At 49.0% G+C, this 16,842-nt stretch carries 17 protein-coding genes; 9 read left to right on the top strand and 8 right to left on the bottom strand.

From position 1 onward, the window contains the following. Positions 1 to 5: 5 nt before the first annotated feature. From AC2YIT_RS31440 to AC2YIT_RS31420, 5 genes are all read right to left on the bottom strand, one after another. Positions 6 to 311: a rhodanese-like domain-containing protein gene (locus AC2YIT_RS31440; RefSeq protein WP_487281831.1), complete on the bottom strand. Its 306-nt coding sequence runs from the start codon at positions 309 to 311 to the stop codon at positions 6 to 8. Positions 312 to 348: 37 nt separating this feature from the next. After that, a complete protein-coding gene (locus AC2YIT_RS31435) occupies positions 349 to 1,770 on the bottom strand; it encodes an MBL fold metallo-hydrolase (protein ID WP_487281830.1) in 1,422 nt (473 codons plus the stop codon). A gap of 286 nt (positions 1,771 to 2,056) precedes the next feature. Then, positions 2,057 to 2,710 carry a Crp/Fnr family transcriptional regulator gene (locus AC2YIT_RS31430; protein WP_487281829.1) on the bottom strand — a complete coding sequence of 218 codons (654 nt, stop codon included), beginning with the start codon at positions 2,708 to 2,710 and terminating at the stop codon, positions 2,057 to 2,059. 139 nt (positions 2,711 to 2,849) lie between these two features. After that, the gene (locus tag AC2YIT_RS31425) at positions 2,850 to 3,899 is read right to left on the bottom strand and encodes a serine hydrolase domain-containing protein (RefSeq protein ID WP_487281828.1); all 1,050 of its coding nucleotides are present in this window, start codon (positions 3,897 to 3,899) and stop codon (positions 2,850 to 2,852) included. 4 nt (positions 3,900 to 3,903) lie between these two features. Further along, the gene (locus tag AC2YIT_RS31420) at positions 3,904 to 4,281 is read right to left on the bottom strand and encodes a DUF4890 domain-containing protein (RefSeq protein ID WP_487281827.1); all 378 of its coding nucleotides are present in this window, start codon (positions 4,279 to 4,281) and stop codon (positions 3,904 to 3,906) included. Between the two features lie 241 nt (positions 4,282 to 4,522). On the opposite strand from AC2YIT_RS31420, the gene AC2YIT_RS31415 reads away from it, so the two are divergent. After that, positions 4,523 to 5,548, top strand: a complete 1,026-nt coding sequence (locus AC2YIT_RS31415) for a sensor histidine kinase (RefSeq protein WP_487281826.1) — start codon at positions 4,523 to 4,525, stop codon at positions 5,546 to 5,548. After that, positions 5,545 to 6,279: a LytR/AlgR family response regulator transcription factor gene (locus AC2YIT_RS31410; RefSeq protein ID WP_487281825.1), complete on the top strand. Its 735-nt coding sequence runs from the start codon at positions 5,545 to 5,547 to the stop codon at positions 6,277 to 6,279. Before AC2YIT_RS31415 ends, AC2YIT_RS31410 begins: the two co-directional genes overlap by 4 nt. Positions 6,280 to 6,339: 60 nt before the next feature. Here AC2YIT_RS31410 and AC2YIT_RS31405 read toward each other — a convergent pair whose 3' ends face one another. From AC2YIT_RS31405 to AC2YIT_RS31395, 3 genes are all read right to left on the bottom strand, one after another. Further along, on the bottom strand, positions 6,340 to 6,603 hold the full coding sequence (locus AC2YIT_RS31405) for a hypothetical protein (RefSeq protein WP_487281824.1): 264 nt from the start codon (positions 6,601 to 6,603) through the stop codon (positions 6,340 to 6,342). A 150-nt stretch (positions 6,604 to 6,753) separates the two neighbouring features. After that, entirely contained in the window at positions 6,754 to 8,127 is a 1,374-nt protein-coding gene (locus tag AC2YIT_RS31400) for a sensor histidine kinase (RefSeq protein WP_430843778.1), read from the bottom strand. Next, positions 8,124 to 8,801: a response regulator transcription factor gene (locus AC2YIT_RS31395; protein WP_291042224.1), complete on the bottom strand. Its 678-nt coding sequence runs from the start codon at positions 8,799 to 8,801 to the stop codon at positions 8,124 to 8,126. Before AC2YIT_RS31395 ends, AC2YIT_RS31400 begins: the two co-directional genes overlap by 4 nt. Before the next feature lie 146 nt (positions 8,802 to 8,947). Here AC2YIT_RS31395 and AC2YIT_RS31390 point away from each other — a divergent pair, with 146 nt between their 5' ends. The 7 genes from AC2YIT_RS31390 to AC2YIT_RS31360 all read left to right on the top strand — a co-directional run bounded on the left by AC2YIT_RS31390 (position 8,948) and on the right by AC2YIT_RS31360 (position 16,699). Next, positions 8,948 to 9,355, top strand: a complete 408-nt coding sequence (locus tag AC2YIT_RS31390) for a response regulator (protein WP_430843779.1) — start codon at positions 8,948 to 8,950, stop codon at positions 9,353 to 9,355. 6 nt (positions 9,356 to 9,361) lie between these two features. Then, positions 9,362 to 10,741, top strand: coding sequence for a TolC family protein (locus AC2YIT_RS31385; protein WP_430843780.1), 1,380 nt, complete (start codon positions 9,362 to 9,364; stop codon positions 10,739 to 10,741). A gap of 12 nt (positions 10,742 to 10,753) precedes the next feature. Next, the gene (locus AC2YIT_RS31380; protein ID WP_430843781.1) at positions 10,754 to 13,951 is read left to right on the top strand and encodes an efflux RND transporter permease subunit; all 3,198 of its coding nucleotides are present in this window, start codon (positions 10,754 to 10,756) and stop codon (positions 13,949 to 13,951) included. After that, positions 13,941 to 15,050 carry an efflux RND transporter periplasmic adaptor subunit gene (locus tag AC2YIT_RS31375; protein WP_487281823.1) on the top strand — a complete coding sequence of 370 codons (1,110 nt, stop codon included), beginning with the start codon at positions 13,941 to 13,943 and terminating at the stop codon, positions 15,048 to 15,050. Before AC2YIT_RS31380 ends, AC2YIT_RS31375 begins: the two co-directional genes overlap by 11 nt. Positions 15,051 to 15,083: 33 nt before the next feature. Beyond that, a complete protein-coding gene (locus AC2YIT_RS31370; RefSeq protein WP_487281822.1) occupies positions 15,084 to 15,569 on the top strand; it encodes a hypothetical protein in 486 nt (161 codons plus the stop codon). 325 nt (positions 15,570 to 15,894) lie between these two features. Beyond that, complete coding sequence (locus AC2YIT_RS31365) at positions 15,895 to 16,311, top strand: YidH family protein (RefSeq protein ID WP_487281821.1); 417 nt, start codon at positions 15,895 to 15,897, stop codon at positions 16,309 to 16,311. A 10-nt stretch (positions 16,312 to 16,321) separates the two neighbouring features. Continuing rightward, positions 16,322 to 16,699, top strand: a complete 378-nt coding sequence (locus tag AC2YIT_RS31360) for a carboxypeptidase-like regulatory domain-containing protein (RefSeq protein ID WP_487281820.1) — start codon at positions 16,322 to 16,324, stop codon at positions 16,697 to 16,699. Positions 16,700 to 16,842 lie beyond the last annotated feature (143 nt).

The raw sequence follows: 16,842 nt of genomic DNA, 5'->3' as shown, positions 1-16,842 counted from the left end.
GTAGTTTAGATTTTCTGTTTGAGGCTCTCCCATGAACCTCCGTTGTAGGCGTCTATGCCGGCAGATCTCAACATGCCTTCGGCCATGCCGCTCCTTGAGCCACTCCGGCAGCATGTAATTACCGGTTTGCCTTTTTTGAGCAGCATATCCGCCTTTGCATTGATCTGATCCAGGGGAATGTTGATGCTCCCTGGAATATGCCCTGCCGCAAACTCCTGAGCAGAGCGAACATCGACAACAAGTGCCCCTTGCTGAACAAGGGTTTTGTAATCCAAACTTTTTGATCCGAATAATGATGATAAGATTCCCATAAGTTTATTTTTTTCTTTTGATAGAGATACCTAGTATCTACAACATGGTACTCGGGCATACGTAATTGCTTACCGGTACAAGTCCTGATTCTTTAATGGCTTTAAAGCCTCCCTGAACGTCGATCAGATTGTCGTATCCCCTTGATTTGAGGATGGAGTTAAAAATCATCGAACGGTACCCTCCGGCGCAGTGGACCAGATAGGTTTTATCTTTTCCGATCTCAGCCAGGTGGTCATTCAGGTAATCCAGCGGTATATTTTCGGAGCCGATCACATGCTCGGAAAAGTGCTCACTTGCCTTGCGTACATCAAGCACGATCAGGGAAGGGTCCTTTTTGAGAAGCTCGGCCATTTCGATGACCGTTACCGATTCTATACGATCTGTTTCCTTTCCTGCCTTTTTCCAGGCCTGAAAACCGCCTTGGAGATGACCGATTGTGTAATCGTAGCCGACCCTTGCCAGTCTGGTTACGACCTCTTCTTCTCTGCCCTGGTCGGCAATGACCAGTATTTTCTGTTTGATATCGGGAATCATCGCACCAACCCAAGGGGCAAAACTGCCATCAATCCCTATATTGATCGAATTGGGTATAAATCCCTGGGCAAAGACGCCGGCATCACGGGTATCCAGCAGTAGCGCGCCGGTTTCATTGGCGGCGGCTTCAAAGGCATCGGGATCGAGCGCTGCGTTTCCACGTTCGAGTACCGTATCGATGCTTTCGTACCCCTTGATGTTCATCATTACGTTTTCGGGGAAGTATGCAGGCGGAGGCATCAGTCCGTCAGTTACTTCTTTCACAAACTCCTGCTCGGTCATATCCGTGCGCAGCGCATAATTGAATAGTTTCTGATTGCCTAGTGTATCGGTTGTCTCTTTGCTCATATTTTTACCACAGGCGCTGCCTGCGCCGTGAGCCGGATAGACAATGATATCATCGGAAAGCGGCATGATCTTGTTGCGCAGTGAATGGTACAGATGCCGGGCCAGTTTATCCTGGGTAAGGTCTGCCACGACCTTTTGCGCCAGATCCGGACGGCCGACATCCCCGATAAATAGAGTATCGCCGGTAAAAAGCCCGATGTCCTTTCCATTTTCATCGGAGAGAAGAAAGCAGGTACTCTCCATCGTATGCCCTGGGGTGTGCAGCACTTTGATTGTGGCACTACCTACTTTCAGCACTTCACCATCCTGTGCAACATGGGCGGGGAATCCCGGCTTGGCGGTGGGGCCAAATATGATTTGCGCGCCCGTTTTTTCAGCCAAATCAATGTGGCCGGAGACAAAATCAGCGTGAAAGTGCGTTTCAAGCACATACTTAATTTTTGCCCCGTCTTTTTGGGCCCGTTTGATATACGGTTCGACCTCGCGAAGGGGGTCGATAACTACTGCCTCACCGTTGCTTTCAATGTAGTAGGCGCCCTGTGCCAGACAGCCTGTATAGATTTGTTCGATTCGCATAACCTTCCTTGTTTGTTTTTCTTAAAGAATGATACAAATTTCGGAATGGGAGGCGAGCCCGTCAGTGATATTTGTCACGTAAGGGGAAATTTCCAGATAAAGTAAATCGGATAGATCTTGGGATTTGGAACGTGCTGTCAATCAGCTTGCTATTCTAGCGTTTGTATAGGGCTTTGGACATGTCGCTGGACACACGTGATTGCACATCGGCCCGCTTTTGCCGTCACCCAAATAGGGCCGATCCGGTGCTGGTATTTCCCGTTGCGGTTACAGATGCGAATTGTCGTCACTTGATTATTTTGATCGTGTTTCTGCCAAGCCGGAGCATTCCTCTTTGTTCCATCTTTTTTAGCAGGCGGGATACAACCTCCCTGGATGAATTCAGATCGGTTGCAATTTGTTGGTGGGTGATTGCTATCTCATCATTGTTCAGGAGTTTCTGCTGGTTTTTAAGGTAAAATTCCAGCCTTTCGTCCATGCTTCTAAAAGCAATGCTGTCTACAACCAACAGAAGTTCTTCAAACCGGGACCGGTAGGTTTCCAATACGAAATAGTACCAGCTTTTATAGCCTGTCATCAGCTCATCCATCAATGCGATCGGGACCAGTATTGCTCTGGTGGGCTCTACTGCCCTGGCCGAGATCTGGCTCTGTTCTTTTTTTGTCGCGCAGATCATTGATAATGCGCAGGCATTGCCGGGGCCTAGCTGGTAAATAAAAAACTCATTGCCATCATGGTCTTCCCGGTATAGCTTTACACCTCCCTCCACGATCAGCATCGTGGATTTAAAATATTGCCCCGGTCGCATTAACTGTTCATCACTTTCAAATTCCCGCAAGATGCTGTGTTGGGCAAGCTTTTTGGCCAGCTCCGGCTCAAATTGGCTAAAATGGGTTTGCAGGAATTGACTTATTGCAGCTTGCTCGGTTTGTAGGTTCATGTTTATGAGATCATTGGGAATGCAGCAAATTTACAAAATTGCTAGTGCAGCTATGTGACCAGAGTCACATAGCTGCACAAAAGCTCCGAGGCGGACTTGTTTTCTATGCAAGCAGGTGTAAACGGTTAGCAACAAGCGTTCATTCCACAATATCCCTGATCATCTTGCGGATTTCCAGGCTGGTCCTAGTACTCTTTCTGGGCGTAGTCTGGGTGAAAATAATACCTGCGATTTGATGCTTTGAATCCTGCCAGGGGTGCGTGCCAAACAGCCCGGGACTGCTGCTTTCCAGTACATGGCCGTCGACATCGACTACATCGAGCCAGTTGCCGACTCCGTAACGGACCGGTCTCTGGGGCGTTGGTGAGAACGGATTGGTAGGATAGGGTGTCCCGGTTATTTTTGCATTTTCGGTCTGGTCACTGAACATGTCCTCGACCGCGTTTTCACTGAGCACCCGATGCCCGTTACTGGTACCGCGGTTAACCAGCATTTCCAGGAATTTCAGGTAGTCGGCAGCGGTGGTGTGCACACCGCCTGCGATGATCGGATTGCGACCGGAACGATATTCGGCCGTCATCCCGCAAGGCTGGGCAATGCGCTGCTCAAACAAATCCTGCCATTTTTTGCCTGACACGATTTCGGCAACCCTTCCGCCGATCTGCATTCCGGCGCTGCCATAGTCGAATTGGGTGCCGGCGGGGCTTACCAGCGGTGTATACAGGGCAATGGAATCCACCGCCTCGGCGAGCGACATCAGCCGCTTATACTCGTACTTTTGAGGCGAATCGCCTCCGAATCCGGCTGTATGCGCAAACAGCTGCCGGATGGTCACATGTCCTTTTTGGTGGGCAGTGAATATCGGCAGGAACTTGCCGATACTGTCGGAAAGGGACAGTTTGCCTTCATCGATAAGGCTCAGAATGACGGCCGCGGAAAGCCATTTGGTGGCCGATGCGATCGGTTTACTGGTGTGTTCGTCCAGGCCAAACCCCTTTTTGTAAATCAGCTTACCATTTTGAGAAACCAGCACGATCACCTGATCATTGTAGTCGGCAAGGTGTGCTTCCAGGAATTTGTCTACTGTGTCAAAATTGTAAGCCGGGGATGTCTCTGGCGTGACTTGATCGGTGTGACAGGAGCAGAATAGGAGGACGCAAGCTGTCAGGTACCTGAATATGTTTGTCATGTCTTTATGATTTGCGTTTTTTTAATTCCTGCTTCATTTCCTGTTGCTGCTGTTTGAATTGCCTGAACTGCTGCTGGCTCAGCACCATTTGCAGTTCTTTTTCCTTGGCAGCGTTTACCTGCTGAAACGCTCTCAGTTTAGAGAGTCTACTACCGTTGCCCGCAATAATTGGGTCCATTTTACGGGCGTAACTTAAATTGATCGCAGACACTTTTGCGGCCTGTGCCGAATCCAGATGGAGTGTTTCTTTCATCCGTTGGGTCTGTAATTGTGCCCGCTGTTCGGCAGGTATGTCGGCGAGCCGGTTTTGCTGAGCGAGTGCATTGCCAGCAAATAGCAGCATTGTGAAAATAATGCAGACGCCGGTGGTCAGGTTTTTCATGGGACAGTTTGTTTTGTTTCCGGTCAAAACAAACGAATGGCGGGTTGACAAAAAAAGTAAATCAACGAGGGGCTGCAAATTTGACATGGAATGCAGAAGATTGCTGACGAACGGGTATTGTCTGGGAAAATACATTTCGTTGGAAAATACCGGACGCTCATAAGATAAACCAGGCCATTCGACGGAGTTTGTTTTGCTTTCAGCAGATATCGCTTACCATTGCAGGGTAATACGGTTGTAAATGAAAAACACTGCTTTGAAGAAGGTCCCGACGATCACTTTGTTTGCCTGGCTGGGCTACTGGCTCATTTGGGTGCTTATGTTTTCAAACACGCAGCAAACGGCGGCAGCTGTTTGGGCCGCAACCATCCATGTGGGCTTACAGGCCATTATCATTTATTTGAATACCTTGGTTCTGATTCCCTCTTTCCTGGAAAAACGGCGGTACCTGTTTTACGGGCTGCTGTGCTTTGCTGTGCTGGCGCTATTGTCAAAATTGCAGTTGACGCTGGTGCCGGCGGATGTGAAAGTGATCCTGAAACGAAACATCCAATACCCAAGAGCCTTTCAGTTTGCGCGGACTTACCTGCTTTTTATGGTGGTGCTGATCATCAGTACGGCCTGGAAATTCGCTGTTGACCGCTTCCATGCATTACAAACCCAAAATGAGATGGCCAGGAAGCAACTGGAAAGCGAGCTGCAATTCCTGAAAAATCAGATCAACCCGCATTTTTTGTTTAATACCCTCAACAACATTTACACACTAGCATACCTGAAAGAGGATAACGCCGCGCCGATGATCATGAAGCTCTCCGAGCTGCTTCGATATATGCTTTACGAGTGCCGGGCGCAATGGGTACCGCTACAAGACGAGGTGACCTTCCTGCGTAATATCCTGGAAATGCAAAAGCTCAAATCCGAGATTTACGAGCAGCGAATGACATTTGAAGTAACAGGCGTCAGCTCTGGCCAGTTAATTGCCCCCCTGCTGCTGTTGACCTTTTTAGAGAACAGCTTCAAACATTCGGACTTGGACATGAATCCGCAGGGCTGTATTTTCGTTAGTCTGCAAGTGGACGACCGGAATACACTATCCTTCATATGCATTAACTCAAAAAGGGGAGCAGCTTCTCAGCGAAGCGAGCCTCACGGCATCGGCCTGGCGAATGTAAAAAAGCGGTTGGAACTGACTTATCCAGGTCGGCACACCCTGAAAGTTATAGACAATACCAGTACATTTGAAATCCGCCTGACTGTAAGCCTATGAAAGTTACCTGCATGATCGTCGACGACGAAGCACTGGCGCGGAAGCTGCTTGCCGAATACGTATCGAAGATCCCTTCGCTCGATCTGGTAGCTTCGTGCGCGAACGCGATTGAAGCCGCGGCCGTGCTGAAAAGCCGGCCGGTCGAATTGCTTTTCCTGGATATTCAAATGCCTGATATCAATGGCATCAACTTCGTGGAGACGCTCGCCAGGAAGCCATTGACCGTGTTTACGACTGCGTACACCGAGTATGCGGTAAAAAGTTATGAACTTAATGCACTCGACTACCTGGTCAAACCGGTCGCATTCGAACGTTTTTTTCAGGCTGTCGGTAAAGCCATGGATATTATCGGAAGCCGTAGTGCCTATCCGCAAACCGATGTTGCGACTCAGGAAGCGCAAGACTATATTTTTATCAAATCGGACGCAACAACATATAGGGTAGCTTTCGATGACATCGACTACATCGAAGCTTATGGCGAGTATGTTTTGATTCACCGCGGCTCGGACCGCCTGATGCCGCTCTTACAACTTGGTAAAATGGAAGAAATTTTACCTGCTTCCCGGTTTATGCGGGTACACCGCTCTTTTATCGTTCAATTTGCAAAGATCGAAGCCATTCAGGGTAATGTAATCTGGATTGGGAAAAAGGAAATTCCCGTTAGCAGGACCTATCGCGATGCGCTCACAGAGCGTGTTCAAAGGCGGAATCTTCTTGGCAATTCTTATTAGTAGTGCTCGGAGAAGCAAAGTTAAAATCACTTGCCACCTGTTTGGCCAGCAAGTTCATGCTTACCCGTTTTCCTGGTTTGTAGTTTTATAGAGCTGCTCCAACATTTCATCAATCAAAAGATTGCTCTTTTTTTCAAACTCTTCTTCATTGAGCACACCGTTGTTAAATGCATGCGAAAGCTGATCCAGATCAGATTTTATTCTGGCCAAGTTCTCCCGCTTGCGCCTGGCAAAGGATTTGCCACGGGCTAGCCGGGAGGCAAAAGCAGAGAGAACGGGGAGGGAAATTCCAACAGCCAGGACAAATAGTAGCAAAATTAACATCTGATTCAACCTTCACGTGATGAGCATGGTTTTCAGTAATCAATGACGATCTCTTCGCTCTGATTTGTATTTTTCACTTCCCTGGGATTACGGGCATTTTGTGCCCGCCAATGGTTATGCTAACATTAAACCATTCAGCCTTGTAAACTTTCACTTAACCGGTATTGTACTTGCTGGAAGCCTGATGGCCACAGAAGTCTGATTGGTTTTGGAAGTAACCTCAAGAGTCCCTTGATGAATATCAATGATTTTTTTCGCTATGGTTAGCCCTAATCCGTAGCCTGGAATCTTACCTACGTTGTTGGCCCGCATCATGGGCATGAAAATGTCCGATATCTGTTTGTCCGGAATCCCCATTCCCTGGTCGGTAACAATGATAGTCATTTGATTACCAGTTAAATCTACGTCCAGCACTATAGGCTTTTTACCTGAATACTTGCTGGCGTTGTCCAGGATATTAGTCAGCACGGTCCTGAGAAGGACCGGACTACCAGTAACATGGGTAAGCTGACTGCTTTCTGTAAATGCATCTGATAGCACGAAATCTATTTGCTGATCGGGATGCTTTTCTCCGAAGTAAGAAATCGTATCCAGAATTGTGTCGACAATGTTGACATCCTGCTGCATTTTAACCGACTGCAGTCCTTCGACTTCTGCCAGTTGAAGCAGAGAATTGGCTAAATTGATCGCGTCCTCCAGCCGCAGTAATGCTTTTTCCATGCTGAGGCGAGTATCGGCAAGCTGTCTGTCATAGGCAATCGAGGTTTCAAGGATCCCCTTCACAACTGTCAATGGGGTGCGCAGTTCGTGCGAAGCATAGGCGACGAAATGCTCCTGGCTATCGGCAAGCACTTGCAGCCTTCCTAAAAGATCGTTGAAGGAACCAGCCAAATATGCGGCCTCGTCAGCTGTGGAAGTGCTTTGGAGCCTAAATGAAAAGTCGTTAGCCGAAGAGGGATTCATTTGCTCGATTAGTTGATCAAAAGGGTGCATTGAGCGGCGGGCAAACAAGAAACCTGCGAAAGCGACAATGACCAGCAAGATAACATTGCCTATAAACAAGATGAACAAAAGGCTGTTGGAGGCTTGCCTGCCAGGCAGATCATAGGCGGTTACCACCGATACATAACGCTGCCCGTCAATGATGAAAGAAAGTGCTACGCCCTCCTTTGGCTTATTCCAGGGAGGAGCATCATAGGTGAACTGGATTTCTCCCTGCCGGGCCTGCGCCAACAGTCCCTTCGTAAGCTTATGATCGTCCGGTCCTGATGACTTATAAATGATATTATTGTCTGGCCCCAGGATTATTTCATGCTGATCTGGCAGGGTTAGGTAACTTGACCTGTGAAATTCGGTACGGTTCTGAAAATACAGCTGTCCGGCCAGCGCGCGCCGCTGCAAACGGTTTCGCATCAATGACCGGCGGTAGGATTCATAGGTTTGGTAGATAAAAAGGGAAAACAGTAGAAGCAATGACGCTACCAGCGTGGCAAACCAGATTGTAATACGCTGTTTGATGCTCATGGTTCAGCCCCTAACATATAACCGACCCCAAATACCGTATGTAGCAATTTGGGCTCGGTTCGGTCTACCTTTCTTCGCAGGTAATTGATGTAAACGTCTACCACGTTGGTATTGCTGTTGAAATGAACATCCCAGACATTTTCAAGCAGGTCGATCCGGTTGACGACACGCCCCTGGTTGAGCATCAGGTATTCGAGCAATGCATATTCACGCGCGGTCAACTCGACCCTTTCGCCCCCTCGCCAAACCCGGTGCGAATCGGTCTCGATTGCCAGGTCAAGTAGTTCGAGTCTTTTCGGGCGCGGGGCACGTGCAGGATGCCTACGGGCCAGCGCTTTCAGGCGAAAAAGTAATTCCTTAAAGGCAAACGGTTTGGCAAGGTAATCGTCTGCGCCTGCTTCGAAGCCTAATACTTTATTATCCAGACTGCCCAACGCCGTGAGCATGATGACAGGGACGGCGGGCCAATTTTGTTTGATAAAGCGGCAAAGGTCCAGTCCATTCACGCCGGGCAGGTTTACGTCGAGCACTACCACATCAAACCGATTTTCGTTGACCATCGTACGGCCGATAACGCCATCGAAGGCAATTGAGACGCCTATCCCTTCGGCGAGCAGCCCTTTTTGAATGAACTGTGTTAGTTCGACATCATCTTCTACGACTAATACATTCATATGCATTGGTGGTTTATGCTTCCAAATTAACAACCCTGCACCTTAGAAATCCTATAAAAATGGCCGCTCTAATCAACTTTTAATAACCTTCTAATTACCCTATAAGAACTTGCCTGTTTACTTTGGGATTCAAACTCTGATGCGCAATGGCTACTGAGAATCAATGGACTGTGTTTTTCATGGAAACCGATGAAGATGATGTGATTTTCTTTGAAATGGCCGTGACGCAAGCCCATCCTGATTGTGTTGTCGAACGCTTCGATTCGTTTGAAAGCTTAATTGACGGGGTGGCTTTCCATGGCTCTTTGCAGCGCATCATCCTATTTATCAACCTGACAATGCTTACAGGAACCGGATTGGATATGCTTGACCAGATCCGCCGAAGCCCTGCCTTTGACCAAGTGCCTGTTTTTATCTTGTCGGCCAATACCAATCCCGATATGATTTCAGATGCATATAACCGAAAGGTAAATGGCTATTTGTTTAAGCCGGTGTCTTTCAATCAGTGGAAAGAATTGCTGCGTCCGGTAGTTTTATTTGCGAAGAACTTATAAACCAATATGTTAAGAATATCGCGTGCCCTTTTTATTATTTTAACAGCCTTCGTTAGCCATTCAGCCGCGCAAGGTCAACTGCTCAGTATCGAGCAAGCGGTTAACGCTGCTATCGAGAAATACCCTACGATTCAGGCCCAAAGGGCAGCATTGTCCGCGTTTCAAGCCGGCGCAAGCGTTGTAAAGGACAACCGGCTACCGAATGTAAGGCTTCACGACCAGATCGATGTCGGCACAGCAAACGGATTGTCCGGCTCTTACTTTTCAATGGGGATGATCGTTCCCACTTCCGGTGGCCGAAGGCCTGAAAACCGCATGGATCTGACTTCTGGCAACATAGCGCTGGCAACCGCAGACTGGGAAGTATACAACTTTGGCCGTTTCAAAGCGGAAGACCAGCTTGCCAATGCGGATATCGCTATCGGTCAGGCGGGTCTGGCACGAGAAGAATTTCTGCTTCGGCAGGCGGTGGTCGGGACCTACCTGGATGTGTTGTGGCGGGGAAGGATCCTTCAAATCGAATCCCAGAACCTGGCCCGGGCCGATACGGTCAGTAAAATCATCAATAACCTTGTAGGTAACGGTATCAGACCCGGACTTGACTCGTCTTTGGCAAGCGTGGAGCTATCCCGGGCCCGGCTCAACTACTACGAGATCGATGAAGGACTTAGGCGTTCATTCTTGCAGCTGGCCATGCTTACCGGCAGGACAGTAAACGAGCTGGTCATTGATACTACATTCCATGAGCAGGTCCTTCTTTCTCCCCCGCTTGATTTACAGGTCGGGGCCGGACACCCGCTACTTCGCTACCAGGCAAGTTTGTTGAGCAGACAGCAAACCGAGGTGGAACTCATCCGGAAAACAGCACTGCCCAGGGTATCGGTGATGACAGCCGCCTGGGCTCGGGGTACTAGCCTTGATCTGGATAATAACTTTGGACCACTTGGTCCAGGGTTTGGATATAGTCGCACTAATTTTTTGGTGGGCCTTGCCGCAACGGTCAACCTGGTTGATTTCAGGCGCGTGAAAAGCCGCATGCAGGTCCAGCGGTGGAAAGTGAAGGAAGCGGATACAAAGCTTGATTTCGAAAGAATGAAGCTTGAAAACACCCTTGCTGCTTCCGACTCGGTCATGTCGATCATGCGCCAGGCCTTACGTGAGCTTCCTACCGCGATCCGTTCCGCAGAGAGCGCCTATCAGCAGCGACTTTCCCTCTATAACAATGGTATTGAAAACATCCTGGGACTCACCGATGCCATGCAGCTTTTAACCAAAGTTGAGAAGCAGGCAGTTGACATACAACGACGCGCAGTCGAGCTCAGGTTGCAACGCGCGTACGCTACCAGCGACTTCGATGAGTTTTTTAGTTTTTTCCGCCGGCCGTAAAATCCCTTTTCCATGTTAAATCTATCATTAAAACGTCCGATTGCGGTACTGGTTTTTGTAGCCGGGCTGGTGGTCTTTTCCATCATGGCCGCTACAAAGATCCCTGTCGATATTTTTCCCAAGCTTAATTCGCCGGTCATATACGTTATCGAGCCCTATGGCGGGATGTCTCCGGCCCAGATGGAGGGCTTTTTCGCTACCCGGATGCAGGACCAGTTCCTGTACATAGGAGGGATCAAGGAAATTTCCAGTAAAAGCGTGCAAGGACTTACGATCGTCAAGCTATCCTTTTATGAAGGAAGCGATATGGCTCAGGCTGCGGCAGAAGTGGCAATACAGGTCAACAGGGCGATGAAATTCTTTCCGCCTGGCGCACTGCCGCCACAGGTAGTCCGTTATGACGCGTCATCCGTACCGATAGGTGATTTAGTTTTTAGCAGCAAAACGCGGCCCCTGAAAGAAATCCATGAACTTGCCGTGACCAGGGTACGTCCTCTTTTTTCGACAGTGCCCGGGCTTACCGCGCCTCCTCCAATCGGTACAAATGCCCGTACGGTTGTGATTAATCTGGACCCGCAAAAAGTACGCTCTTTGAACCTGTCACCAGATGAAGTGGTAGAAGCGCTCGCGTCCAATAACGCAATGACCCCATCTGGAAATATCAGGGTTGATAACACGACTTATATAACCACGCTTAATTCGCTGGAAGAACGGGTGGCAGATTTTGGCCAGATTCCGGTCAGTACTCAAGGGCGCCGGACGGTGTTTTTAAGGGATATAGCCAATGTGGCCGATGGTTCGGATGTTACCGCGGGCTATGCACTTGTCAATGGTAGCCGTTCTTCCTATATCCCCGTGGTGAAGACGGCTGATGCATCGACCTGGGATGTGGTGACGGCTCTGAAAGCGAAGCTACCTGAAATGCGCAGCCTTCTGCCAGACGACATTGAAGTGAATTACGAGTTTGACCAGTCCATATTTGTAATCAATTCCGTCAAAAGCCTGCTTTTTGAGGGTGGGCTAGGGGCGCTTTTAACAGGGCTTATGGTACTGCTGTTTTTGGGAGATTGGCGCTCATCGCTCATTGTAATTATCACGATCCCAGTTTCAGTGATTTCGGCCGTACTTTGCCTGAACCTTGCAGGGCAGACGATCAATATCATGACGCTTTCAGGTCTTGCGCTGGCGATCGGGGTACTGGTCGATCAGGCTACGGTGACAATCGAGAATATCCACCAGCACCTTGAGATGGGTAAGCCCAAACGGCTGGCCATATACGATGCGTGCCGGGAAGTCGCCCTGCCGCTGTTGCTGATCTTGCTTTGTATTATCGCGGTATTTGCACCGTCATTTATCATGTCCGGTGTGCCTAGGGCCATGTTCTTGCCGCTTTCGCTTTCGATAGGGTTCGCTATGACGGTGTCCTACCTTTTGGCCCAGAGTCTGGTTCCGATTTTGGCCAATTGGATGCTTAAAGAGCACCAAGGCCATGCACACCAGCAGGAAAGTACCAAAACGCCTGGATTTTTTGACAGGGTACGCTTAGGTTTTATGTCACATAACAGGAAGCTGCTTGCGGCCAACCGGCTTGTAGTCGGCGTCTATGCTGTGTTGATTGTCGGTTTAGCTGCCTGGGGATTTGCGGTGATCGGCAAGGATATGCTCCCTCAGATCAATTCGGGGCAAATGGTGATCCGGATGAAAACACCGGATGGCACGCGCCTGGAACGTACCGAAGAAGAAGTGAGTGAACTTTTGAAATTGGTAAACGATGCCGCAGACGGACATCTGGAGGTTTCATCTGCGTATGTCGGGGTAGTGCCTACTAACTACGCGACCTCCAACCTCTATGTCAGTACCAGCGGCCCAAACGATGCGGTTATCAAAGTAGGTCTCGCGGAGGGCTACAAAACCAATATCCAGGACCTTAAAGAACGCATCCGAACGATGGTGCATCAGGAAATGCCTGACATTACCCTCTCATTTGAACCGGCCGACCTGACTGAAAAGCTCATGAGCGGCGGGGCTTTCACGCCCATTGAGGTGCAGGTCGCGGGCCGGGACATGAAAGAAATTGAAGGCTATGCGTCCAAATTGGTTGGAAAACTGTCCCAAGATGATCACCTGCGTGACGTCCGGATTGTGCAGCCGCTCAAATTTCCGGTCATCAATATCAAACTTGACCGTCAGAAGCTAGCGGTGATGGGACTGAGCTTGCAAGCAGCGGCCCGCTCTATTACTGCATCGACGTCGTCGAGCCGGTACACTGAAAAAAACCAATGGCTCGACCCGAACTCTGCATATACCTACCAGGTGCAGGTTCAAATCCCCGAATTTGCTATGCGTAACCTGGCCCAATTGCAGGAGGTGCCTCTGGTAGCGGGCCAGGCCCGCCCAGTATTAGCGGATGTTGCCACTTTTTCGGTGGATACTTTACCCGGAGAATATTCCAGGATTGGACCCAGACGTTTCGTAACAGTCTCTGCCAACATGCACCATCAGGATCTTGGTTCGGCAACCACCTCAGTCGAAAATGCCATGGCCTCGCTTGGTCAGCCGCCGAAAGGCATTTTGACCGAAGTAAAGGGAATGTCTTCACTTTTGACCGAGACACTTAACAGTCTTCAAATCGGTTTAAGTATCGCCATTTTGGTGATCTTCCTGCTGCTTGCGGCCAACTACCAATCCTTTAAATTGTCACTGGTGATTTTGTCGACGATCCCGGCTGTAATTGCCGGCTCGATTGCCGCTTTGCTTCTGACTGGAAGTACGTTGAACCTGCAATCTTACATGGGTATCATCATGTCGACAGGTATTTCGGTGGCCAACGCGATCCTGATCGTAACAAACGCCGAGCGCTTGCGCTGGGAATACCGCGATGCCGGTAAAGCTGCGCTTGACAGCGCAGCTCTTCGCTTGCGGCCGGTTCTGATGACAAGCTTTGCGATGGTGGCCGGGATGGTGCCCATGGCGTTGGGCACCGGTGAAGCGGGCGAACAAGTAGCGCCACTGGGAAGGGCCGTAATCGGCGGACTGGTAGCGTCTACATTGGCAGCATTGTATATTGTTCCGCAGGTGTATGCGCTTTTGCAAAAGAAAACTCCGCTCCAAGATCCTTCACTGCTTCCAGATCACCCGGCAGCGGTGCATCCATCCCTTTCAACAAACGGCTCCTATAAACCTGAACAACCATTAAGAAATGAGAACTAAGCCATATAACTGTTTAATACTACTCGCAGGACTGGGTGCTTTTTCAGCCTGTTCTTCCTCTGAATCATCGACTCCCAAGGAATCAAAAAAGCAAAAAAACAAGAGCGAAGTTTCCTTTAAAATCGGCGAAGTATCAGAAGGGTCAGTCGGTCAAGAGATCCAGCTGCCGGGCGAGTTTCTTGCCTTTCAGGAGGTCAGTATTTACCCTAAGGCCGATGGTTTTGTACAGAAAGTGCTTGTAGACCGTGGCTCCCCCGTGCGGAAAGGAGAGGTGTTGATGGTGCTGGAGGCGCCCGAAACCGAGCAGCAACTGGTCGCGGCGCGTTCCAATTTTTTGAAAGCCCAGGCCATGCTTGTGGCTAGCAAGGAGCACTACCGCCGGCTCAAAGCCAGTACACGCATAACCGGCTCGGTATCCGCGCTCGATCTGGAAAGCGCACATGCCAAGATGATGGCCGACAGCGCCTCGGCGATGGGAGAAAAAGCAAATTTCGACGCATTGACTGAGATTAAAAGTTACCTGACGGTCCGCGCACCGTTCGATGGGATCATCACAGAGCGTAATGTCCACCCCGGGGCACTAGTGGGATCAGGGCTTCGGCAGGTGGGACCCATGCTTAATTTGCAGCAGCAGGACCGGTTGAGGCTCGTGGTGGATGTCCCCGAGAATTACAGCCTTGGCCTAGAAAAAGGCAAGCCGGTAAGCTATCATATCAACGCGGTGCCTGGCGAAACTTTCAAAGGCACGGTAAGCCGCCGGTCAGGCAACATGAACCTGAAATTCAGATCTGAAACTGTGGAAATCGATGTCAACAATGCAAGCCGGATGATTAAGCCAGGCATGTTTGCAGAGGTGACGCTCACGCCCGAAGGAACCGAAGGCGCGCTCATTGTGCCCAGCACAGCCGTTGTCGTTTCAACCGAGCGTCAGTACGTGATCAAAGTGAACCATGAGGGTAACGCCGAGTTTGTGGATGTACGTCTGGGGCAGCAGGCGAAAATGACAGAGGTATTCGGAAACCTCAAAAAAGGAGATAAGATTATTGTGAACCCGCGAAATGACCTCAGACAGGGAACGAAAGTAGTGGCAAGCCGGTAACTTGTCGCCAAGAGCGGCATAAACTTACACAATATGGTGCATTCAAATAGTAAATTTATGCATTTGTGCTTGTCGCTACTGGAAAATCTGCGCGATGAAAAGCTTAGGAAGGTGCTGATTGATGAAGCCATCGGGTTTGCGACCAGGCCGATCGAAGGCAGAATGTCCGTTGACGTGTATGGCCGCTATTTGTTTTACAAGGTCCTTGGGGAGGTATACTATGCAGGTATGAAAGCAGGTCATGCAGCTATTGGGGTGACGGCGGCAACAGGCAGTCAGATGACAAGAAAGATAGAAAGTTTAAGTGCAGCCCAAAAGCTTGCTTTGGAGGTAGCCCCTTTTATTAAAGCGCTAAGGGAAACGGGATATATTTCGCTGAATGAAATTGCGAATAAGTTAAATGAGCTTGACAGACCAGCGCCAAACGGGATAAAATGGGATGCACAACTAGTCGAGAGAACGGAGAGTTTAATTTTTGAAATCAAAAAAGAAAGGCAAGGGAATCTGCGAGTATTTTGATTAAAACAGGGACCTGCATGTTGACGACTGTCAAAATTTTGACGCACCCATTTTTAAATATTTGAGATAGTATGGCGTAAATCGCTATGCATGAGCAGATGATGCCTAATCCACTGCGATCGTTTCGCAGTGGATTTTTGAGCGTGGAATTGGATCTATTTGCCAGGAAAAATGCCTGGAAACTGTATTTTGCTACTACAAGAAAATGTTAACTTAGTAATCATTTTTGGTGTGATAAGATCGCACTATGTTCGTTTAGAATAAAGCCAGTATTCGTTGAACGCTGGCTTTTTAGTTTTAGAAAACCGATACAGCTTTGATAAATATGTCAAAAAATACAATTCGCGATATTAAAGAATACAAAGCCAATGACCATCTGGCCAATGAGCGGACATACCTTGCCTGGGTCCGGACTGGTGTCGGGATTATGGCGTTTGGCTTTGTTGTCGTCAAATTTTCCCTATTTATCGCCCAGATTGGTTTTGTACTGGATAAACCGGTCAAAATTCACTCGCTCGGCTATTCCAAAATTATCGGAATTGTGCTGGTGCTACTAGGCATCGGAGCGATATTGTTGGGGTTCATCCAGTACCGTCTCACAGAGGAAGAGCTGAAAAGGGGGACTTACCATCCCAGAAGCTGGTTGACGAATCTGCTGACTGCTGTCCTGATGCTAATAAGTGTCCTGCTTGTGGTGTATCTGGTGCAAAGCGTCAACTTCCAAGATTACTTAACTCAGTAAAATCCGAGCTATGGCAAAAGCCTTAAAATCATACCATACATTCCTGACGAGTTTGTTCGCACTTGCAGCCGCATTTTTCTTATTTGATCGCAGGCCAGAGCCCGCCACTAATGAACTCTTTATGGGGACAGGCTATATGACAGCCGATATCGAAGGAACTGTCAGAAATGAGGATGGTACATTGTTACCGGAGGTCCAAGTACTCATTAAAGGAACGCAGCGTAGTACACGTACCAATGCTGCCGGGCGATTTCTGATCTCAGTCAATGCAGGTGAAGAAGCGACTTTGGTTTTCTCCTTAGCCGGCTATCAGTCACAAGAAATTCAGTTGGGTACTAAGACATCCCTGGATGTCATGTTGAAAGCAGAATCAGGCCAAGCCAGATAGCGATGATGTTTTACCGTCAGCATGGCAGCCTGGTCTCGCCGGCAAATTGTGGCTCGCTCTCCGAAATTACAGACGACGCTGGGTAATCGCCGTATGAGGCGTGCGCTGGAAATATTCGCTAATTTTCGATCAAAAGAACTGGC

The sequence above is a fragment of the Dyadobacter sp. SRI_021 genome (genome assembly GCF_057586235.1).
The sequence above is the reverse complement of the archived record's forward strand: the minus strand, read 5'-3'. Positions and strand labels throughout refer to the sequence as shown.